The organism is Zooshikella ganghwensis DSM 15267 (assembly GCF_000428585.1).
In the GTDB taxonomy this organism is placed as follows: domain Bacteria; phylum Pseudomonadota; class Gammaproteobacteria; order Pseudomonadales; family Zooshikellaceae; genus Zooshikella; species Zooshikella ganghwensis.
The window spans coordinates 26,773-50,088 of the sequence record NZ_AUAF01000004.1; the positions used below are offsets into that span (position 1 = coordinate 26,773).

The 23,316-nt window shown below is 40.7% G+C and carries 19 protein-coding genes; 5 read left to right on the forward strand and 14 right to left on the reverse strand.

Annotated elements, in window-relative coordinates; all coding sequences use genetic code 11:
• Nucleotides 1-15: 15 nt before the first annotated feature.
• From F607_RS0101710 to tkt, 14 genes are all read right to left on the reverse strand, one after another.
• Nucleotides 16-825, reverse strand: a complete 810-nt coding sequence (locus F607_RS0101710; protein WP_027706651.1) for a hypothetical protein — start codon at nucleotides 823-825, stop codon at nucleotides 16-18.
• A 96-nt stretch (nucleotides 826-921) separates the two neighbouring features.
• Entirely contained in the window at nucleotides 922-2,469 is a 1,548-nt protein-coding gene (locus F607_RS0101715; protein ID WP_027706652.1) for a phosphate ABC transporter substrate-binding/OmpA family protein, read from the reverse strand.
• Nucleotides 2,470-2,471: 2 nt separating this feature from the next.
• Nucleotides 2,472-3,293, reverse strand: a complete 822-nt coding sequence (locus tag F607_RS27735) for a vWA domain-containing protein (protein WP_051310700.1) — start codon at nucleotides 3,291-3,293, stop codon at nucleotides 2,472-2,474.
• Between the two features lie 36 nt (nucleotides 3,294-3,329).
• Nucleotides 3,330-5,033, reverse strand: coding sequence for an ABC transporter substrate-binding protein (locus tag F607_RS0101725; protein WP_027706653.1), 1,704 nt, complete (start codon nucleotides 5,031-5,033; stop codon nucleotides 3,330-3,332).
• A gap of 358 nt (nucleotides 5,034-5,391) precedes the next feature.
• On the reverse strand, nucleotides 5,392-6,288 hold the full coding sequence (locus F607_RS0101730) for an ABC transporter ATP-binding protein (RefSeq protein WP_051310703.1): 897 nt from the start codon (nucleotides 6,286-6,288) through the stop codon (nucleotides 5,392-5,394).
• A gap of 11 nt (nucleotides 6,289-6,299) precedes the next feature.
• A complete protein-coding gene (locus F607_RS0101735) occupies nucleotides 6,300-7,133 on the reverse strand; it encodes an ABC transporter permease (RefSeq protein WP_230400354.1) in 834 nt (277 codons plus the stop codon).
• Nucleotides 7,134-7,924: 791 nt separating this feature from the next.
• Nucleotides 7,925-9,259 carry a hypothetical protein gene (locus F607_RS0101740; RefSeq protein ID WP_027706656.1) on the reverse strand — a complete coding sequence of 445 codons (1,335 nt, stop codon included), beginning with the start codon at nucleotides 9,257-9,259 and terminating at the stop codon, nucleotides 7,925-7,927.
• 2 nt (nucleotides 9,260-9,261) lie between these two features.
• Complete coding sequence (locus F607_RS35915; RefSeq protein WP_338112600.1) at nucleotides 9,262-9,414, reverse strand: DUF5989 family protein; 153 nt, start codon at nucleotides 9,412-9,414, stop codon at nucleotides 9,262-9,264.
• A complete protein-coding gene (locus F607_RS0101750; RefSeq protein ID WP_027706657.1) occupies nucleotides 9,414-9,809 on the reverse strand; it encodes an SxtJ family membrane protein in 396 nt (131 codons plus the stop codon). The genes F607_RS35915 and F607_RS0101750 overlap by 1 nt, the downstream gene beginning before the upstream one ends.
• Nucleotides 9,796-11,622 carry a carbamoyltransferase family protein gene (locus F607_RS0101755; protein ID WP_027706658.1) on the reverse strand — a complete coding sequence of 609 codons (1,827 nt, stop codon included), beginning with the start codon at nucleotides 11,620-11,622 and terminating at the stop codon, nucleotides 9,796-9,798. Before F607_RS0101755 ends, F607_RS0101750 begins: the two co-directional genes overlap by 14 nt.
• A 223-nt stretch (nucleotides 11,623-11,845) precedes the next feature.
• Entirely contained in the window at nucleotides 11,846-12,877 is a 1,032-nt protein-coding gene (gene fbaA / locus F607_RS0101760; protein ID WP_027706659.1) for a class II fructose-bisphosphate aldolase, read from the reverse strand.
• A gap of 124 nt (nucleotides 12,878-13,001) precedes the next feature.
• A complete protein-coding gene (locus tag F607_RS0101765; protein WP_027706660.1) occupies nucleotides 13,002-14,168 on the reverse strand; it encodes a phosphoglycerate kinase in 1,167 nt (388 codons plus the stop codon).
• A 158-nt stretch (nucleotides 14,169-14,326) separates the two neighbouring features.
• The gene (gap, locus tag F607_RS0101770) at nucleotides 14,327-15,346 is read right to left on the reverse strand and encodes a type I glyceraldehyde-3-phosphate dehydrogenase (protein WP_027706661.1); all 1,020 of its coding nucleotides are present in this window, start codon (nucleotides 15,344-15,346) and stop codon (nucleotides 14,327-14,329) included.
• Nucleotides 15,347-15,614: 268 nt separating this feature from the next.
• A complete protein-coding gene (tkt, locus tag F607_RS0101775; RefSeq protein WP_027706662.1) occupies nucleotides 15,615-17,618 on the reverse strand; it encodes a transketolase in 2,004 nt (667 codons plus the stop codon).
• A 218-nt stretch (nucleotides 17,619-17,836) separates the two neighbouring features.
• On the opposite strand from tkt, the gene F607_RS0101780 reads away from it, so the two are divergent.
• The 5 genes from F607_RS0101780 (at nucleotide 17,837) to F607_RS0101805 (ending at nucleotide 23,315) form a co-directional block, all read left to right on the forward strand.
• Nucleotides 17,837-18,853, forward strand: a complete 1,017-nt coding sequence (locus F607_RS0101780) for an ArsR/SmtB family transcription factor (RefSeq protein ID WP_027706663.1) — start codon at nucleotides 17,837-17,839, stop codon at nucleotides 18,851-18,853.
• Nucleotides 18,854-18,876: 23 nt separating this feature from the next.
• On the forward strand, nucleotides 18,877-20,037 hold the full coding sequence (metK, locus tag F607_RS0101785; protein WP_027706664.1) for a methionine adenosyltransferase: 1,161 nt from the start codon (nucleotides 18,877-18,879) through the stop codon (nucleotides 20,035-20,037).
• 177 nt (nucleotides 20,038-20,214) lie between these two features.
• Nucleotides 20,215-21,585: an adenosylhomocysteinase gene (ahcY, locus tag F607_RS0101795; RefSeq protein WP_027706665.1), complete on the forward strand. Its 1,371-nt coding sequence runs from the start codon at nucleotides 20,215-20,217 to the stop codon at nucleotides 21,583-21,585.
• A gap of 77 nt (nucleotides 21,586-21,662) precedes the next feature.
• Nucleotides 21,663-22,526: a methylenetetrahydrofolate reductase [NAD(P)H] gene (gene metF / locus F607_RS0101800; protein WP_027706666.1), complete on the forward strand. Its 864-nt coding sequence runs from the start codon at nucleotides 21,663-21,665 to the stop codon at nucleotides 22,524-22,526.
• 60 nt (nucleotides 22,527-22,586) lie between these two features.
• Complete coding sequence (locus F607_RS0101805; RefSeq protein ID WP_027706667.1) at nucleotides 22,587-23,315, forward strand: 16S rRNA (uracil(1498)-N(3))-methyltransferase; 729 nt, start codon at nucleotides 22,587-22,589, stop codon at nucleotides 23,313-23,315.
• Nucleotide 23,316 lies beyond the last annotated feature (1 nt).

Here is a 23,316-nt window from a genome sequence, read left to right on the forward strand (position 1 = left end):
AACTATATGCTCCAACTATTGCTGCAAATTATAATCTGATGCACGCTCTGCGACTTGTTGTAACTCTTGCATTGCCATATCCATATCAACTTTAGCTCTCCCACTTGTTGTCTTAATATTTGCAAGTTGGGTTGAGACATTATCAATTTGGGTGAGCGCCTGTTCATTGGTTACAAGTAAATCATGCATACGCTGCAACTGACTCTCATACATATCTAAACGGCTTTGCAATGTTTTTCTTTCCAGATCAGCATTTGCTGAACTATCTTCAGCTAGCTTACTGATTTTTTTTTGTAAGGTTTCAGTGTCCATAGCACTTACACTTTTCAAACCAAGTGCAACCCCTTCTAAATTGTCTAAACCAGCAAGAAATACCTGCTCAGCAATGGCGAGGTATCGACTAAACGTCAACTCAGTCGAATTAAATTTTTTCTGTAAAATGTCCTGGAAGTTATCAAATTTCTTTTTAAATAATTCCAGTTGACGAATACCCTCCTTAGAGTCAACCGTATTTAGTTCACTCTCTAGCTTTTTAAGCATCGCATTACGTTTAGTTACCATCGATTCATGAATTTCTCCTAAAAAAGCAATGATATGATTATTCTCTTGAATAAAGTACTCATATATCCACCCCAGAGATGCACCTGCAAAACCTGTAATAGCACCCACTAAAGCAATGGTAGAAAAGTCAAAGAACATCATTGCTGCGGTGGAAAGTACACCAACAACTGTGGGATATAATAAAAAAGGGCTTTGTAGCGAACGCTTTAATACCGCTTTACTAATTGCCTTTTTAGATAGGTCTACTTTTTTACCGACCAACATAAGATATACCTACTGTTATATACTTCAGCAATCATCGCTTTCATTTTGCCTATATTTTTGGTTTATTCTCAACAACTCGCTCTGTACTTATTCACATTAAAAGTTTTCTCCTACTAGAACCAATTCCACACGCGGCAACCTGTAGTAATAAGCTCTAGAGGATTCACCTGAGCGTTTAGCAAGAGGTTTCGTTCCACCAAACCCTTTTGCACGAATGCGGTGCTCTGCAATAGCATGAGTGATTAATAAATAACGACGCACCGCATCGGCACGTTCTTGAGAAAGTCTTAAGTTAGCGTCTTTATCACCTCTAGTTGACGTGTGACCACGCACTTCAATCCGAAAACGCGGATAGTGCTTTAAGTTTTCCGCAGCCCGATCAAGCTGTTCTTTACCTTCCAAGGTAAGCTGATCTGTTCCAGATGAAAATACGACAGGGCGTACTTTTAAGGTTCCTACATCTACTAACCGATCCCACTGTTTATCCGTTAAAGCTTTAAAATCAGGGGCTACGGTACTTTGAGAAACTTGATCCAGTTGTCCTTGCTGTGAAAACTGATCGAATAAACTAGCGACAAACTGGCTATTAGTTATCCGGTAAGGATCTTCACCAGGCAAAGGGTTATGAGTAACATCTCCATACTCACGCAATATACCAATTGTGCCTTCAATCGTATTGATTAAGGTTTCATTCGCATAGCCTTGCGCATGTGTACCAAACCAAATTCGTGCATTATCAGCCAGAGAAATCCAGCGCACACCATCAAGTACAGTACTAATTTCATCGTCATCTAATCGTAGCGTTTTTTTCAAATCTTTTTGCAGTTGCTTCGGGTTATCCCGATAATATTTTTGGGTTTGATAATAGGCCTGTAAAAACAGTTTTACTTTTTCAGGCTGGTCTTTTGATAACTCTCGATTTACTAAAAGTACATCCACAATTAATTGTGCAGTTTGATCACTACCCAATATTCTAATAATGCCATCTTCTTTTAACGCTTTACTGACATGAGGCTCCCAGAGTACTGCGGCATCCACATCACCCTCTAACAGTTTTTCTAATGCCTGCGCGGAACCTTCTGCTGTTACCGCCCAGTTACCCCGCTGTCGTAGGTGTGGGATATCAAAATGTACTGATAATGCCTTAAGTAAATGGTCACTGGGAGAATCTGGAGTAAATGCTATTCGTATATTGTTTTTTGCTTTTAATTCATCCAGCGAAGCAAGTGTATCTTCTCTTGCAACCAGAGCATCCCCCCCTTTCGACTCATCAATCACATTAATAATGGTTCCAGGGTAATTAGTCTCACTTCCTGTTAAAACATAAGCATCAACTGTCGCCACCGCAAAATCCAGTTTTCCTTTTGCAAGTCCTTTCATGCGTTGTGCATAATCGGCTTTATCATTGATACAATTTAATCGGTAACCTTCCTGCCGTAGTCTCGACTTAATATGAGGAGAGCATAATGGGAAATAACCTACCCAATCATCAACCGCAATACTAATTTCACCTTTTGTTATACGCGCATCACTCGTTGTCTTTTGTTCCCATTCTGAAAACCAGGGTTTTATCAGGCTGGTTATTCCCATGACAACCAGACCTAAAATAATTAAAAATATGGTTGCTTTAACGTGCTTTGACATAACTACTCACCAAACGTATCAAGCGTAAAATCCTCTGACTCTGCCAGTACTTGTTCTAAACTACGCTGCAAACTTTGTGGATCATTCGCCGCTTTATAATCAATAATACCAGGCTGATTCAGAGAGTGAGCTTCGTTAATACAAAAGCCAATGGTATGAATCATTACTGGGGATTCTCGACCAATTTTTCCAACTATAGACTCTGGCTCTTCGCCAATATTTGCCTCACCATCAGTCACAATAACTAAGTGATATTCACCATAGCCTAGTTGCGCTTTGGCTTGTTGAGAGAGCGCTTGATAACCTGTGCGAATGGCCGAAAGCAAAGGTGTACCACCTTCAACAGTGACAGATTTAACTGCTTGTACGAACTGGTCTTTGTTATTAGACGAGAGTGTAACCCTTTCAGAAAGTCCGTTTTTATCAAATACTAATAACCCCAAGTTCGCACTAGCAGGAATCTGACCTGCAAAAACTTCTAGTGCTTCCATTGCGGCGTATATTTTTAACTTTCCACCACCACAATCTCCCCCTGCCATTGAACCACTACCATCAAGCACTACATAATAATTAGTTTGCAATAAATCCTCTGCCACAGGGTTATTTTCTGGCAGTGTTGGCCAAGTGTTGAGTAAAGGCTGCATATTATAGGGGCGTCCATCATCACGAATTGATGGGACAGATTGAATATCTTCTCCATTAACAAGCGAAGATTTTGCAGCGCTATTTGCAGCTGAACTATTTTGTGTACTGTTTGTACCTGACTCTTCACAAGCAGTTAGCCAAAACGACAACACAAGTATTATAAATAAGCGTTTATCCATGTGACCATTCCTTACCTTGACTGCTTTTCAGATTGCCTATAATGGTCTGAACACGGACGACTCTGCTTCAACCTGCAGAATTCTAAACTGCACCCGCATATTTGACCGCCATTGCTTTTCTGTTTTTGGTACACAAGGATCAGCACCACAAACCCCTGTTTTAGGTGCACTAATACCATGGCCAATAACCGCAAACTGGGAAGAGTCTAGTGATACTCCTTTACTTTTAGCAAAATCGATGATGTTATCACGTACTTCTTGTGCTCGACTCAGACTTAAATTTCGTGCTGCTTGCTTAATTCTGCCCAACACCATCTGCGAAGCATTTGCTTTGCGTTTTCGTAAATAATTCATGGGATCACTATGCCCTTCTACAGTGATAATTGCGCCACCATAGGTACTGGCTAAATCCATTACTTTTTTGAAAGCATCTTCATATAGCTCAGCAGAAAAAGTTTTTTGGTTAGGTTGAAAAAATACTTCAAATGAAAATAACTCACCTTGGTCAAGATTACCTTGTTGTTGTTTTTGCGTGACCAAAGCAGCCACTTTACTTTCATCAAACTTAGGGGCTTCAGCTACATTAACTTGTGATAAACCTTTTTTAAGCTTGTCATAATCCCACTTCGCCTGAGCAACTTCTTGCTGTTGGCGTAACAAACCCACTTGCTGCAATCCATTCTGACTTTCTTTAACAATGACAGTAAAACGACGTGGATACGTATTATTTGCAAAAAATTTAACATTTCCATCATATCCAACATGACGAGCATCCTGATACATACCTTCAGCATCCGCTAAAGCCTGTTCACTATCCAACAAGCCTTTTGCAGCCGCTCTCATCATTTGCTCATAAGCCTTGCTATCCACCGAACGTTGCTGAACAACATTGGTCATAGACTCTTGCCCTAACAACAAACTCCGTGCAAATTTTTCTACCAATTCACGATTTTGTTTAAAAAAATCACTACGAACAGCGTAAACATCCGCAATCACTGTATCCGCAGTTTTTGTGGATAATAATATTTTTGCTCCTTTAACTGAGTCTTCAGCCCCTGTTCCTACAGTTCCTCCAGAGGTCAACGCCAATGCATCCGGGATAATGACAAACACCGCATCAATATCTTTTTCATAAAATGCAGCCATAGGACTATTATCAGTGCCTGTTAAGTCTTTCACCCAGCGGACATTAATATCCTTAAACGTTAATCCTGCATCAGCAAGTATTCGAGATAAATAGTCAACATGAGGCCCATAAGCTTGTAATACGACTGTTTTGCCTTTTAAATCCTTTACAGTTTTAATGCCAGGCTTAACGACTAAGGCATCGCCTCCAGCAGAATCTGTTAACTTATAAATTACAATAGGCTTTGTTTTGGCATCTTTACTGATAACATCCATGGCCATGTTCAACATACCAATAGTCCCCCTCAGAAAAGGAGAATCACCTTTCAAATAATGTTGAACTTGTTTTGCAAAATCATCTTCACGCGTTAGTCTTAATTGAAGTCCTTGTTGTGCAGCAATTGAGTTAGCTTGAGTAGACAGACTATTACCATTAGCGTGTATGACTGCTATGTCGCCTCCCCAACTAATAAAGGGAACCTGCAGTACACCCCCTTTTACTGTCCCAATGCTAGCTGGAACCACTTGATCTAAGGGCTTTATATTTATGTATTCAACCGCTGCAGCTAAACTGCTTAATAGTAGGCTTGCGGTCACTACTAATGCTCGCAGCATATACCTCTCCTTTCATATAAATCTTTTTGTTATCTATACCCAATACGAATGATTTCTAGGTTTTGTTATCTTCACTCCTCACCCCAACCACCTATTAATATAGGCTCATGGGGCTTCGTCACTCGATGGCCGCACCTAAAAACCATTCGTATTGGGTATATCTTTAATATGCAGTAATTATTGTGAATACAAACTGTCTTATTAACTCAATAGAACTGCGAAATCATACGATGTTTACATTCATAAAACAGTGAAGATTACGTATTTTTACATATTTTTTAATTTTTTTATCGCAAAAAAATTTTAAATAACTAATAACAACTTTAGTTTAAGCCAACATACGCTACTTGTACCTTATTCAATACTCATTTAACGTCCTGAATGAGTCTGGATGGTTTAAGTTAAAATTATCAACATGTTGCCTTATTTCAGGACTGAATCCTTCTCTTCTGACCGACTCAATCAAATCTCTGAACTCCACTTGATCTTTAATCACTGTGCTGCCTGCACTGTTTTTAAGAGAATGATCAGCCACAATTTTTCCTCCGCGATTAACACTAGGTCCATTACCTCGATCATCAGTATAGTACTGAGATAACACAAGTAACCGCGATCCCAAAAAACAGGCTTCCTCTAAATCATGAGTAACGAAAAATATTGTAAGCTGCTCTTTTTCCCAAATATCCAATAAAAAAATCTGCAAATCTTCACGAGTATCTGGATCTAGAGCACCAAAAGGCTCATCCATCAACAATATGGGATGCTTCATAATCAGCGCCTGAGCAATGGCTGCACGTTGCTGCATACCACCAGACAGCTCATGAGGATATTTTTCTGCCGCTTCAGCCAAACGAACTCTCTCAAGCAAACTCATTGCTTCTTCTTTCCAGTCAGACTGACGTCGCCAGGGCATCCACCACTGCTGGTGAGTAAGATGCTTCCCTAACAATACATTGTCTAAAACCGATAAATGAGGAAACAATGAATATTTCTGAAAGACAATGCCTCGGTAAGGATCAGGAAATCCAACAGGTTGCCCTTCCACTAAAATTGATCCCTGGTCTGACTGTTCTTGACCAAGTATCAATCTTAGCAAGGTGGACTTTCCACAACCACTTGGTCCCACTAGTGTACAGAACTCACCGTGTGATACATGCAAGTCAATGTCATCTAACACACATTTTGAGCCATAGCTTTTCACTACATCAGTTATTTCTAGCTTTTTGAATGCAGCACCAGCCCCTGTTAATGTCATATGATTTGCCTTTACTTTTTGCTTTCTGTATACCAGCTAAACACTTTGCGATTAAGCAAACTTAGCAGGAAATCAAGAGTGAAACCCAGAAGTGTAATCCAGGCAACATAAGGAATAATCACATCCATCGCTAAATATCGACGCATAAGAAATATGCGATAACCCAAACCTTCAGTTGCAGCGATTGCTTCAGATGCAATTAAAAAGAGCCATGCAGCTCCTAAACTCAATCGTAAAGAGTCAATTGCTCTAGGTAACACCTGCGGTAGAATAATACGGTATGCCAGAGCCATGGAAGAGGCCCCCATAGTTAATGATTTTACCAGCTGCTCCCTTGGTATTTTTATCACCGCTAAATATATATCCCTTGTCATTACAGGAAACGTACCAATAAAAATAAGTGCAACTTTTCCAAACTCATCAACACCAAATGCGATGAATAGAATGGGTAAAATTGCCAGTGGAGGTACCATTGCCACCATCGTGATAAAAGCTAAAAGTACAGACCGGAAGCCTATAAACAAGCCCATATTTAAGCCCAATAAAATGGCAACCAGTAACGCACTACCTACACCAATCACTATTCGGGTCAAACTGGCAAGGGTATCTTGCCAAAGCAGATATTCACCCGTTCGACGATCAGGAGCAAAAGCCATCCGTTGAATAGCATCTCCCATCTGAGACAAACTCGGCAGAATCTTATCCGCAGGATTTTCAGCCAAACGCGCATCAGAAGCCCAAAGGTACACAACGACCACTAAGACAAAAGGCAATACTATTAGCAGACGCTTTAGCCATACAGGTGGATTTGCATGCAACCCCATGACTAATGGTGGTTTATTCATAAATGGCACCTTATAAACGATCACAAAGTTTTCTGCATACTACACTATAAAGTGTAATCACTGATCATCCACTAAAGAAGGTCATCTATAGTTTGTAGTTCTTCACACTCTCTAGGCTTAAACCACATTTAAGACCGAAGAACTGAACCTCAACAAAGTAAATGCAATACCCGAAGAATAACGAAACTTGATATTAAAGACAGGTCGAATCTAAAAGAATAAATAACTAAAAAAGCGAATAGAGATTTATAAAAAAGCTAGCGTATCAAGATACTATTAACTGAAACCGCGAGATAAAAAAAGCATAGTGATAATAATTAAAAATGTTACTTTTATGCAACAGAATAGTTACTGTCAAAAAATTTGTTACAGATTGTATACTCACAATCTCCGGTTATGGTTTATAAATAAACCATAACCGCCCTTATTATGTCGCAGTATTTTAACAAAAATGTCGCTTATACGCAATATTTATAGAAATAAGCTCACCCTAGAAAACCAAACCAACGTACAACAATATAGTTTAGCTCTGAAGTCGCACATAATTTAAGAAGTGATAACATCCACAGTTGTTTTTAAAAGCGCTAGTAAGACTCTCATCCTGTGAAAATGCTTATATTAATAAGTAGGCATAGTGAAAATATCTGACAACTAAGCTGTACTAATGTATCAGTACGCATTAGTACAACTTAGTTAATCCAACAAGAGCGTTATCGACAACAGAAATAATTCGTGTAAGTTCTATATCACTAAACTTTAAGTTATTATCCAAAACTTGTACGTTATTAATCTTATTTTTTTGTATAAATATGTTGAACTTGAGCAAAATTACCCATTGGCTTTAACCTTTTTAATTGGTCTTCTCTCAACCTAGGTAGCTCGTTTACATTCAATTTTTCGATTAACCCTCGATCAAAAACCATCCAGAACTTTTTCTTATCAACAAAAATAAGACCAGGATATGATGCACTCTCTGCTACTGCAAACCCTTGCGTAAAATCTGGAATTTCCTTGACTATGGTATCAGCAATAGCTCGAGCAATCACAGCATATCCTGATAATACTGGATGGCCATTTTCATTCTTTGGATATAGCATTACTCGATTTAAAGCAGCTTTCTGTAAAGGTTCAACAATATCTATATACACACTTCCATTACCAATCTTACTCAACTCTTCACTGAACCATTTGATTCGCACTTCCTCATCTGCAATTAATTTTTTATAATGATCTGGAGTACTTAATCCTTTTTCTAAATTAACTTTATCTTTATAAACTAGCTCTTTTGTTGGGATAATAGTATATATAGTTTTAATATTAATTGGATTTAAAATATTTCTTATATCTTTTGCTACCTGCAGCATTATTTTATACCCAACATCAACAACAGGTGATTGCAAGTTATTCTCACCACGAATTTTAGGTGTAAAAACTGTTGATACACCATCACCAAAACTGACAGCCCATTGATATTTTTTAGGCTCTGGAAACTCAACCGTAGGAGCATCATTGGCTGACAAATTAGTATTCAGTCTATACCTTGCCCAAAGATCTGATCCATACGCTAAACTGAAAGTTTCTAAAGGGTCATTACCAGTATAAAAAGCAATTATCAGAAGAAGAGGCTGAAAAACTGAAGCATTTCGCGCAGCTTCAAAGTATTGAATTGCCCCCCAACCACCTGTGGCCATAGTGTATTGCGTTATAAATTTATTTTTCGAATCCAAGTAATTATTAAAGATATGTGGCCAGTTATATATAATAGGCGCATTATTGCCATAGGTTTGGCTATCCCCCACAATCACTATCTCTGCATGATTTGGAACGCCAAAGTTTCTAAACCCTAATATATCGTGGGGGCCAACTCCCCCCATTTCAGGTAATAGTGGTTTAGCTCTCACTTTAAAAACTGGATCTTGTATTAGAAAGTCCATAGACTTAATATCTTCGTCTCTGAAAATATTGTCAAAAAAAGGAGGAACCTTCTTATCTATTTGTACTAGTTGCAAGTCAGTACCTTGACCAAGCAGACCAGGCGCTAAATATCTCAATAAAAGCAAGGCAATAGATAGTAAGAATAGAGTAATTAAGCCAATAGAAGTATATTCTTTAAGTTTCTCGTTCATAGTTAAAATAGTGTATATATAAAAGGTGCAATGGCTGAGCCTTGAGATAAAACGATTAAAGCCCCTAACAGTACAAATACTGTAATAATTGGCATTAACCAGTATTTTTTGCGAGCTTTCATCAGCCCCCAAAGATCTTTCATTAAATCCCACATTAGAAAGGCCTCTCGAAATCAAATGTTTTCATATGGTCTGATGGTATTATATAGCTACTCTTAGACTCATATTCATCTGACTCTATCTCAAGTTTTTTAAGTTTTCGCAGGACAAAACCAAATGGGGTTATTACAATAAAAAACAGTAAAGCTAATATTAAAAAAGTGTTGACTTTACCAATCACTCCAGCAAACGTCATCCAACCATCAAACAATTTGTTCTTGAAATTAAAGCTAGCAAGTAGGAGTAAAAAAGATATGCCAGCAATAATAAAAGGCCATAATGGTATTTCATACTCAAAAACCCATGGTAATAAAAGTCCAAAAATAAGTATTACCATCACACCAAAAATAACAAAAAAATTATTAACCTGTTTTCTATCAGTCTGGTTCATAGTCCTTTTTCCATTTTCTTGCCAGTAATTCTTCTGGCTGTTGACTTTTATAAATAAGAACTTGTTCCAATACCAGTATATCCATGTCAGTCGCCATGAAACATTCGAAAGCATCTTTTGGCGAGCATACAGGAGGTTCGCCTCGAACATTAAAAGATGTATTAATTACCATTGGAACACCTGTAAGCTTGTAAAAACTTGAAATAAGTTTATGAAACTTAGGATTGGTTTCCTCACTTACAGTTTGCAGCCTTGCAGAGTAGTCAGCGTGAGTTATTGCAGGCACATCAGATTTTTCAATACTTAATAGCTCTAACCCTTTTACAGAGTCAGGAATTTTCTTCCTATGATTTTCTTTTACAGGAGCTGTAAATAGCATGTAAGGGCTTACCTGTGAAAAGTCAAAGTATTCTTCTGTATACTCTTCTAATACTGCAGGAGCAAACGGTCTAAATGACTCCCTAAACTTAATTTTCATATTCATTTTCATTTGCATATCTGGAGAACGTGGGTCACCAATTATTGATCTACCTCCCAATGCTCTTGGCCCAAACTCCATTGGCCCTTGATACCAACCAACAACATTTTGGTTATTAATTTCATTTGCAACTTCAACACAAAGTTCATCATCAGATTTTATAGTATAAACTACATTGAGACTATCTAAGTAGTGGGTTATTTCTTCTAAAGAGTACTTATTCCCAAGAAATGCTCCTCGCATATTATCATTATGACAAACCCTTCTCTCATTATTGAAGTGTAAGTACCACAGCGCCAATGCAGCACCTAGTGACCCTCCCGCATCGCCAGAAGCAGGTTGAATCCAAACATTAGAAAAAGGTCCACTTTGTAACAACTTGCTATTAGCCACGCAGTTCAAAGCCACCCCACCGGATAAGCAAATAGAATTAATTTGCTGATTTTTATAAAGTGTATTAGCAAGTTTCAAAATAATTTCCTCGGTTACCTCTTGTATTGATGCAGCAATATCAAGATCTAACTGTCGAATAGACTGATTTGGTTTACGAGGCTCATCTTTAAACAATTTTGCAAAGGAGTCATTTGTCATTTTCAACCCAGTAACATAGTCAAAATACTCCATATTTAACTTATATGACCCATCATCCTTTATCTCAACAATTTTTTCTCTTATTAAGTTACTATATTTTGCTTCTCCATAAGGCGCTAACCCCATTAACTTATACTCACCACTATTAACTTTAAAACCTGTAAAATAGGTAAAGGCTGAGTAAAGTAGACCTATTGAATGAGGGAAATTAATTTGCCACAAAGGTGTAATTTTTTCTTTTTCGCCTAACCAGGCACTCGATGTAGCCCACTCTCCTACCCCGTCAAGACATAGAATAAGGGCCTTATCAAATGGTGAGGGATAAAATGCTGATGCAGCATGAGATAAGTGGTGCTCAGAAAAGAACAGTTTTCCTTTAAATTTTTCCTCAGCAATATTACTTAATTGTTGCTTAATTTCTCTTTTAAGATATAGCTTTTCTTTAAGCCAAATTGGCATTGAGGTTTTAAAGGACTGCCACCCCTTGGGTGCATAAGCCAAATAGCTTTCCACCAAACGTTCAAATTTCAATAAGGGCTTGTCATAAAAAACTACACAGTCAACATCAGACAGTTGAATACCTTCCAATGACAAGCACATCTTGATGGCTTTTACAGGAAATCTTGCGTCATGCTTTATTCTGCTAAACCTCTCCTCTTGTAAAGCATATAAAATTTTTCCATCTTTCAGTAAGGCTGCAGCACTATCATGATAATATGCAGAAATACCTAATATATAAGTCATTACAGTTTTCTTTCTTATAAAATTTTATTTTCATAAATATAGCTATTACTCTAGTTCAATGAGAGAAAGCTGTTATACCTTTCGCACAAACTTAAATAAAATTTATTAAAGAAATGAGTAATGATTTAGATAATCATTAAAAAACTACGATACTTTTTTTGCTCATAGATAAAAAAAAGGGCCTATATGGCCCCTTTTTTTTGGAATAACTAAACAGGGATGTTTAGATATTTTTACCCAATGAAGTATTTTCAGAACGCAAGTCGCGACATGCTTGAGCAATACGTTCAGCCATACCCAACTCTGCAGCTTTACCCCAAGAGCGAGGGTCGTAGACTTTCTTATTACCTACTTCACCTTCAACTTTTAGGACACCGTCATAGTTTTTAAACATATGATCCACAACCGGGCGTGTAAATGCATATTGTGTATCTGTGTCAATATTCATTTTAACTACGCCGTATTCCAGTGTCTCATGAATTTCATGCAATTCAGAGCCAGAGCCACCGTGAAATACTAAGTCTAAACGAGCATCTTTTCCTAGCGCTTTTGCTACAGCATCTTGCCCATCACGCAAAATAGTGGGTTTCAGTTTAACGTTACCTGGCTTGTAAACACCATGTACGTTACCGAACGTTGCGGCCAGCAAGAAACGACCCATTGAGCCAATTTCTTTCGCTGCCATCACCATATCTTCTGGTGTAGTGTAGAGCTTGTCAGCAGAAACACCGGAGGTGTCGTGACCATCTTCCTCCCCACCAACAACACCTGTTTCAATTTCCAGAATAATTTCATTAGCGACACAGTCAGCCATGATTCTTTTAGACTCTGCAATGTTTTGATCCATTGGTAGAGCAGAACCATCATACATATGAGAGTTAAACAGATTCGGCAAACCTGCTGCACGACGTTTTTTAGTTTCTTCAATAAGTGGCTTCAAGAATGAGTCAACATACTCTGGATGGCAGTGGTCAGTGTGCAGAGCAACGTTAATATCATACTCTTCAGCAAGAATATGTACGTAAACAGCCAGCGCAATTGCACCTTTTGACATTGACCCTACAGCTTGGCCAGACGCAAACTTTCCACCACCTGTGGATACTTGAATAATGCCATCAGAGTTTGCCATTTTTAAGCCCAGCAAAGTAGCATTAGCTGTTTCACTGGAAGAAACATTAATTGCTGGGTAGGCAAATTTATTCTGCTTTGCATTATCCAGCATTTGACAATACTGTTGGTAATTAACCACTGGCATGATGCGTTTTCTCCGATTATTGAAATATTTAAAAGTTTGTAGTGTAGTGAGCTCAACCTGTCGCCAAGCCCATTACCTTAAAGTCTAATAACCAAGCGCAATGTGCTTTGGTTATATGGTGTAATTAACTTTGTTGAGCACGCTCTTCAAGCATTGCCACAGCAGGTAGTTTTTTGCCTTCTACAAATTCCAAGAAAGCTCCACCACCAGTAGAGATATAAGACACTTTCTCAGCAATATCATACTTATCAATTGCCGCAAGTGTGTCGCCCCCACCCGCCAGAGAAAAAGCATCACTATCTGCAATTGCAAGTGAAAGCGCTTTTGTACCTTCACCAAACTGGTCAAACTCAAAAACACCTACAGGTCCATTCCAGATAATGGTTTTAGTTTCAGCCAGCAATTCTGCAAACTGTTTTGCTGTTTCAGGGCCAATATCTAAAATCATATCGTCATCTGCAACATCATCTACAGATTTAATAGTAGCTTCTGCAGATTCAGAAAACTCTTTAGCAGTAACTACATCAACAGGCAGTGGAATATTGGTTTTAGCCATTAGCTTTTTAGCTTCAGGAATCAAGTCATGCTCACATAGAGACTTACCTACAGGTTTACCTGCAGCGGCTAAAAATGTATTAGCGATACCACCACCCACTATCAACTGATCAACGACATTTGATAATGATTCAAGCACAGTCAGCTTGGTAGAAACCTTAGAACCACCGACAATAGCTGCAACAGGCTTAGCAGGACTCAATAAAGCTTTTGCTAAAGCATCTAATTCATTGGCTAACAAAGGTCCTGCACACGCTATTGGAGCATACTGCCCAACACCATGGGTAGATCCTTGTGCCCGGTGAGCGGTACCAAATGCATCCATAACGTAAACATCACATAGCGCAGCCATTTTTTTAGCTAACGCTTCATCATTCTTTTTCTCGCCCTTGTTAAAGCGAACATTTTCCAGTAATACGACCTCTCCGGCATTAACCTCAACACCATCAAGCCAGTCTTTCAATAAGCGAACTGGCTGGCCTAGTTTTTCGCTCATATATTCTGCAACAGGTGCTAAAGAAAACTCTTCAGCATATTCACCTTCTGTTGGACGACCTAAGTGAGACATTAGCATCACTTTTGCACCGGCAGCGATGGCTTGCTTAACCGTTGGCAAAGAAGCCATGATACGGGCATCACTGGCAACCTTTCCATTTTTTATGGGTACGTTCAGATCTTCACGGATAAGTACTCGCTTGCCCGCCAGATCAAGATCAGTCATTTTCAATATGGTCATGCTGTTTCCTATATACCTTCTTGTTGCAACGTATTACTCAATACACATCTATGAGTGTATTACTCCTATCTTTCACTGTTTTTATTGGTTTATGTGATGTCATTGGAGCACTCGACAACACCATAAGATGTAGTGTAATCGAGAATTTTTGTGTTGTTTCAAGCCATCTGCTTAAGCCAATGTAGACTGACGTCCAGCATACGATTGGCAAATCCCCACTCGTTATCAAACCAGGTGACCATTTTCACCATCTGACCACGAATAACTTTGGTTTGGGTCAAGTCAACTATAGATGAGTGTGAATCATGGTTAAAATCACATGAAACAAGTGGCTCTTCAACGTATCTCATCAGCCCTCTTAATGGGCCTCGAGCCGTTTGACGGATCATTTCATTTATTTCCGCCACGGTTGTTGTACGTTTTACCTGTACAGTTAAGTCCATTGCTGACACATTAATGGTAGGTACACGCATTGATAAAGCAGCGAAGCACCCAGCTAAGTGAGGCATGAGACGGTCTATTCCCTTAGCCAATCCAGTATCTCTCGGTATAATTGACTGCATTGCACTTCGTGTCAGACGTAAGTCTGTATGGTGATATGCATCAATAACCGGCTGATCATTCATGGCGGAATGGATAGTGGTAATCGTCCCATGCTCAATACCAAAATGGTCGTCTAATGTTTTTAGTACAGGAACAATACAGTTGGTGGTGCAAGACGCATTGGAAACAATTCTGTGGAAAGGTTTTAATTGTACTTCGTTAATACCATAAACGATGGTGGCATCAACTGTAGATTCTGCTGGTTGTGAAAATAACAGCCGTTTAGCGCCACTTTGCAGATGCACTTCGGCAGTTTCTCTATCTGTGTAGGAGCCCGTACACTCCAAAACCAAATCAATCCCAAGTGCCTCCCAAGGCAAATTTTTAGGTTCGGGATGATTAAGCAGCCGTATTTGATCCCCATTAACAACGAGTGAATTATTTTCTTGTCTGACCTGAGCAGGAAAATAACCATGCGTAGTATCAAAACGGGTAAGGTAAGCTATTGTTTCAGGATCGGCTAACTCATTAATGGCTACTACTTGCAGGTGCTGGCGATAACGGTTTTCATATAACGCTCTTAATACGCACTGCCCAATTCGACCATAACCATTAATTGCTATACGGTGGGCCATTAAGTTACTGGATACCTCACTTTAAGTTTCACTTCTGAAAAAACTCCAATCAGGTAAACACTTTACTTAGGAGCGACTGGTCTATTATATGTTGTTGTTAACAGCCACGTAATGTTTGTATGAGACTTCTTGGTAGCACTTATTAGTCACTATCAAGCTTAGCAAAGTAACGAATTAACCTCTACTACATGCTTTGTTATTGAACATTATAAAACCTGCCCCATAACCAAAATGGGCGACTAACGCCGCCCATTTCTGCATGCCGGAATTAAATATCAGAAAGTAAATCTTCTGCAGTACTCACAACATGGTCTACTGTAAAGCCAAACATCTCGAATAATTCACCCGCAGGTGCTGATTCGCCATAGGTTGTCATACCCACAATACGACCATCCAAGCCAACATATTTATACCAGAAGTCAGCATGGGCAGCTTCGATAGCAATTCTTGCGGTGACTTCTAAAGGTAAAACTGACTGTTTGTATTCAACAGACTGCTCATCAAACACATCAGTAGAAGGCATTGATACAACACGTACCTTATGTCCTTTAACGGATAGTGCATCGGCAGCATCCATCGCCAAGCCCACTTCTGAGCCTGTTGCAATTAGAATCAAGTCAGGTGTACCTTCGCTATCACGAAGTACATATCCACCCTTAGCTACATCTGCAACTTGAACATCAGTACGTGCTTGATGAGGCAGGTTTTGACGAGAGAAAATCAATGCAGAAGGGCCATCTACACGCTCAATGGCAGACTTCCATGCTACTGCAGTTTCAACCGTGTCACATGGACGCCACATTGCTAGGTTGGGTGTTGATCTTAGGTTCGCCAATTGCTCAATCGGCTGGTGTGTAGGACCGTCTTCACCCAGACCAATAGAGTCATGTGTATACACGAAAATACTGCGCTTCTTCATCAAAGCAGCCATACGCACGGCATTACGCGCATATTCCATGAACACAAGGAACGTCGCACCATAAGGCACAAAACCACCATGCAATGCCAGGCCATTCATGATCGCAGACATCCCAAACTCACGAACCCCGTAAAACAGGTAGTTACCTGCAGGCATCTCTTTGCTTACACCTACGCAACCTTTCCATAATGTCAGGTTAGAACCTGCAAGGTCAGCGGAACCACCCATAAACTCAGGCAACAAAGGACCAAACGCGTTTAAGGTATTTTGCGATGCTTTACGACTTGCAATAGTCTCACCTGTCAGCTGACAGTCACGGATATATTGGTCCGCTTGAGCAGAAAAGTTAGCTGGCAACTCACCACTCATGCGACGACTAAACTCAGCAGCTAGCTCTGGATATTCTTTTTGATAAGCAGCAAATAGGTCATTCCATTGCTGCTCACGGTTTTTGCCCGCTTCTTTCGCATCCCAAGCACTATAAATACTTTCAGGCACTTCAAAAGGTGCATGCTGCCAACCCAACTGCTGGCGAGTTAAGGCAATTTCATCATCACCCAGAGGTGCACCATGACATTCTTCTTTACCAGACTTATTTGGAGAACCATAACCAATAATGGTTTTACAGCAGATTAACGTGGGTTGATCCGTGTTAGCACGAGCTTGTTCGATCGCCGCTTTAATGGCTTCAGGATCATGACCATCAACACCAGGAATAACTTGCCAGCCATAAGCTTCAAAACGCTTGGCAGTATCATCAGTGAACCAGCCTTCTACCTCACCATCAATGGAAATACCATTATCGTCATAAAAGGCAATTAACTTACCAAGCCCCAGCGTACCAGCGAGAGAGCACACTTCATGGGAAATACCTTCCATGAGGCAGCCATCACCTAAGAATGCATAAGTAAAGTGATCAACAATAGAAAGATTTGGACGATTGAATTGGCCTGCCAATACTTTTTCTGCAACAGCAAAACCTACTGCGTTGGCAATACCTTGTCCCAAAGGACCTGTTGTTGTCTCAACACCAGGCGCATAACCATACTCTGGGTGTCCTGCTGTTTTTGAATGCAGTTGGCGGAAGTCCTTCAAGTCATCAATAGACAACTCATAACCACTCAAATGCAATAAAGAGTACAACAACATGGAGCCATGACCATTAGATAGTACAAACCGGTCACGGTTACTCCAGTCAGGATTTACAGGATTATGTTGCAGGTAATCGCGCCAAAGTACTTCTGCGATATCTGCCATGCCCATGGGGGCACCCGGATGGCCACTTTTAGCCTTTTGTACTGCATCCATGCTAAGTGCACGAATTGCATTAGCACATTCTTTCCGAGGTGACATGGCTTCACTAGACGGCATGGAAAACTCCTAGGATGTTCAAGTAGCAACCAAAGAACGGCATTTTCGCTTTTTCTGGCCTTCACAGCAAATTTCTTGCACGTTAAAACCACCTACCAACCATCAAATATTAAAAAGCAAATATTAATAAACAATATCTATATCAATGAGATTTGATATAGATATTGTGATCACATTTTAATACTGCTAGACTGCCCCACATGAAATCCCAAGACCTACTACCAAATGACACCTATCACCTTTCGATTGATCGACTGGTCAGGCTTTGCAAAGCCTGTGCAGACCCTCAAAGAATGGCTATTTTACGGGTACTAAAAAACAACTCATTTGGAGTTCTTGAGTTATCAACTATTTTGGATTGCCGACAGTCTGGTGTCAGTCATCACCTAAAAGTATTAGTTCAAGCTGAACTAATTACGCACCATCGCGAAGGTAATTCGATCTTTTACCGACGAGCGGTGATACCTCAACCCCATCCTCTAAGAGCTGTCATTCAAGGTTTATTCAATAACCTTGATCAGTTGCCTTTGGAGGAAAAGTATCAGCAAGGGGTGGATATGATTCGTGCCCAGCGTGCTGAATCATCCCAGGCGTTCTTTGCACGCCATGCTGACCGCTTCAATGAACAACAAGTGCTTATTGCAGAATACGGACAATACGCAAGGGTTGCTGCTGATGCTGTCCATGGGCTTCACTTTGAGTCAAAAAATACGGCCATTGAAATTGGTCCAGGTGAAGGGGTATTTCTTGCGGAGCTAGCACCACAGTTTTCAAAGATTTTTGCTGTTGATAACTCACAGCAAATGTTAGACCGTGCTCAAGCCTTTGCTCAGGTGAACCAGCTTAATAATATTGAGTTTATACATGGGGAAGCCCAACAAGCACTTGAGCGTGGAGTACAAGCAGACTGTGTGGTAATGAATATGGTTTTACACCATGTCCCTTCACCCGCAGAGCTGTTTATCACCATTGGTAAACTTCTTAAGCCAGAAGGGCATCTGGTGGTATGCGACCTTTGCCGCCATGACCAAAGCTGGGTCAGGGATAATTGTGGCGACTTATGGTTGGGGTTTGCCAGTGAAGACTTTTCCGAGTGGGCACACAATGCCCAGTTGGAAACAGGAGAAAGCCTGTACCTTGGGCTGCGTAATGGTTTCCAGATCCAGGTACGCTGCTTTCGTAAACAATCAAAGCCAAATGAATCAAGTATCACTTAATTTCCAGAAAAGGATATGCCGTTATGGCTGAATACTCTTTGTTTACGTCAGAATCCGTCTCAGAAGGACATCCTGATAAAGTAGCGGACCAGATATCCGATGCCATTCTAGATGCCATTATAAAAGACGACCCTAATGCACGCGTTGCTGTTGAAACACTGGTTAAAACAGGCATGGTTTTGGTCGCAGGCGAAGTCCGCACTGAAACCTATGTAGATATTGAAGACCTTGTTCGTGATGTTGTACTGAAAATAGGTTATGACCATTCAGATATGGGCTTCGATGGCGCTTCATGTGCTGTCTTAAATGCGATTGGTAAACAGTCGGCTGATATCGCCGTCGGTGTCGATGAAAGCGACAGCAAAAAACTAGGTGCTGGCGACCAAGGCCTGATGTTCGGCTATGCCTCCAATGAAACCGAGGTACTGATGCCTGCGCCTATTACTTATGCACACCGCTTGGTAGAGCGCCAAGCTCATGTGCGCAAAAGAGGTGTTTTGCCCTGGTTACGTCCCGATGCAAAAAGCCAAGTCACTTTCCATTATGACAGCTACGGTAAGCCAGTGGGTATTGATGCGGTCGTCCTTTCAACCCAGCACGAAGAAGGTATCAGCCAAGAGAATATTCGCGAAGCTGTGCTTGAAGAAATTATCAAGCCTGTGCTACCAGCCGAGTGGCTTGGCAAGCATACCAAGTACTTTATCAATCCAACCGGCAAGTTTGTTATTGGTGGACCTGTTGGTGACTGTGGACTAACAGGCCGCAAGATCATTGTTGACACATACGGTGGTATGGCTCGTCATGGTGGTGGTGCTTTCTCTGGTAAAGACCCATCAAAAGTAGACCGCAGTGCGGCTTATGCAGGTCGATATGTGGCCAAGAATATTGTTGCTGCGGGTCTGGCTGAACGCTGTGAAATTCAGGTGTCTTACGCCATTGGTGTCTCTGAACCAACCTCGATCAGTATTAACACCTTCGGTACAGGTAAAGCGTCAGACGAACAAATTGAAGCTTTGGTACGTGAGCACTTTGACTTAACACCACAAGGTTTGATTGACATGCTGAATCTACGGCGTCCTATTTACCAGAGAACAGCAGCCTATGGGCACTTTGGTCGTGAAGAACCTGAGTTTTCCTGGGAGCAAACAGACAAAGCTCAAATTCTTCGTGATGCAGTAAGCTAATTACCTAGACTTCAAGGATTGAAATGTTGCAAAAATATGCGCAACTTTGGCCTTAATTTTTATCATGGTGATTTTAATAAAGCCGCTTTAGCCATATTTTTGCAACACATTGAATTGCACATCTCAGCAAACATCGCCCGTTTATAATAAAAAATGACAAATCACAGGACAGAAGCTATGGCAAATAATGACTATAAAGTGGCTGATATTTCTCTGGCAGACTGGGGACACCAGGAAATAGCCATTGCTGAAACAGAAATGCCCGCCCTCATGGCTATTCGTGCCCAATATAAAAATCAAAAACCCTTAGCCGGCGCGAAAATCATGGGCTGTATTCACATGACAATCCAAACTGCTGTATTAATTGACACTTTAATTGATCTCGGCGCAGAAGTACGCTGGTCCTCATGTAATATTTTCTCAACCCAAGATCATGCTGCAGCAGCAATGGCAGATAAAGGTGTTCCCGTTTTTGCCTGGAAGGGTGAAACAGAAGAAGAATACTTGTGGTGTATTGAGCAAACCATTCTCAAAGATGGAAAGCCTTGGGGTGGTAATATGATTCTAGATGATGGTGGTGACTTAACAGAAATACTCCATCATAAATACCCCGAATTATTAGATGCGGTACATGGCATTTCAGAAGAAACCACTACAGGTGTCCACCGTCTACTTGAAATGCTTGAGCAAGGCACCTTAAAAGTACCCGCCATTAACGTTAACGACGCCATCACCAAGTCCAAAAATGACAATAAATATGGATGTCGCCATAGTCTGAATGATGCGATAAAAAGAGGAACAGACCATTTACTTTCTGGCAAAAAAGCGCTGGTGATTGGTTATGGTGATGTCGGCAAAGGCTCAGCTGCTTCCCTTCGACAAGAAGGCATGATTGTGAAAGTGACCGAAATTGACCCCATCTGTGCTATGCAAGCCTGTATGGATGGCTTTGAGGTCGTATCCCCCTATATCAACGGCAAAAATACAGGTAATGCTGATGGTATTAATCAAGCCCTGTTAAATACCACTGATTTAATTGTTACGACTACCGGTAATGCCGATGTTTGTGATCGCTTTATGTTAGCTGCGCTCAAGCCTGGCGCCGTTGTCTGTAACATAGGTCACTTTGATATCGAAATTGATACGGCCTACATGCGTAAACACTGGCGTTGGGAAGAAATTAAACCCCAAGTCCATAAAATTTATCGCAGTGATGAGGCTAAAGATTTCATTCTACTGCTTTCTGAAGGACGACTCGTTAACCTGGGTAATGCTACAGGTCACCCATCACGTATTATGGATGGCTCATTTGCCAATCAGGTTTTAGCCCAAATTCATTTATTCCAAGCCAAGTTTGCAGACCTATCACCTGCCGAAAAGACCAAAAGTCTTTATGTACGAGTACTGCCTAAAAAACTCGATGAAGAAGTAGCTCGCTATATGGTGGAAGGTTTTGGTGGTGTGATTACCCAGCTTACACCTGAGCAAGCTAAATATATTAATGTAGCTGTTGAGGGACCTTATAAACCCGATAGCTATAAATATTAATTTATACCAGAGCACTTCCTGGCTATTCGCCTTAGCTGGCCAGGAAGACATGGTAAAACTGTCGTATAGCCACAACTATGGAATCACAAAAAAAACACCCAAAACGCTTTAGCTTTGAATTTTTCCCAGCCAAAACTCCCGCAGGCCAAGAAAAGCTTTTAACAACGGCGAAGAGACTGGCCGAGTATAAACCTGACTTTTTTTCTGTCACCTATGGCGCTGCAGGCTCTACCCGTGATAGAACCAAAGACACCGTGCTTGCAATAACTGAAGCAACACAGATAGATACTGCACCTCACCTCTCGTGTATTGGTGCCAGTAAAGAAGAAATCGCAGACTTATTAAACGATTATAAAACACATCAGATTAAGCGTATCGTTGCACTTCGTGGGGATATGCCTTCTGGAATGGGGCTAGCTACAGGCGAAATGCGCTATGCTAATGAGCTTGTCAGCTTTATTCGGGAAACAACCCAGCAGCAATTTATTTTAGAAGTAGCTGCCTATCCTGAAATTCACCCTCAGGCGCCTAATGCAGAAAAAGACCTGGAAAACTTTAAGCGTAAAGTAGATGCTGGAGCGAATGCTGCAATTACCCAGTATTTTTATAATGCCGACAGTTATTTTTATTTTGTTGAACGCTGTGAAAAACTGGGCATTACCATTCCAATTACCCCAGGCATTATGCCGATCACTAATTACACCAAGCTAGCTCGATTCAGTGATGCTTGTGGTGCAGAGTTACCTCGCTGGATCAGAAAACAACTTGAAGCCTACGGTGATGACATCACAAGTATTCGTCAGTTTGGGGAAGAAGTTATCACTCGACTGTGTGAGCAGCTACTAGACGCTGGCGCACCAGGCATTCACTTTTATACGCTCAACCAAGCCGATCCAAGTTTGGCTGTTTGGAATAATCTGGACCTGTCAAATCGACGTTAGTCAGAACCCCTCACTATGCTATAGTTGCCGTTCTGGCAATATAGCTTAGTGATTGACCTCATGCGAATTCCTCGAATTTATACTCCCCAACCACTATCCCATACTACACTCCTGACACTTGATGCTTTAGCCGCCAACCATGTGGGTAAAGTGTTAAGAATGAAGCCTGGGGAACAGATTTATTTATTTAATGGCACAGGGGATGACTATTTAGCAGAACTTAGCGAGGTCTCCAAAAAGACTGTTGTTGCCAATGTACTTAAGAAACTCACAACCCAGCATGAATCGCCCTTATCAATCCACATAGGCCAATGTTTATCTCGTGGTGAGCGTATGGACTACGCTATTCAAAAGGCGACAGAAATGGGGGTGACACAAATTACACCGCTGTTTAGCACACGCTGTGAAGTCAAGCTAGCCAAAGAAAGGCAGGAAAAAAAGCTACAGCACTGGCGACAAATTGCCATAAGTGCGTGCGAACAATGTGGCCGTAATCTGTTACCTGAAATCCATGCGCCTTTACCCATTGATCAATGGTTAGCCCAACGTTCGGAAGCATTACGATTAGTGCTGCATCACCATGCTGCAACCCCACTGGGCAACCATAAACAACCCCATGATATTGCGCTACTCATTGGTCCTGAAGGTGGACTAACAGAGGAAGAAGTCAGCCTGGCTAACCAACATCAATTTCATTCAACAACCTTTGGTCCGCGTGTCTTGAGAACAGAAACAGCCCCCGTGGCAGCACTTGCGGTACTTCAGTATTGCTGGGGGGATTGGCGGTAGA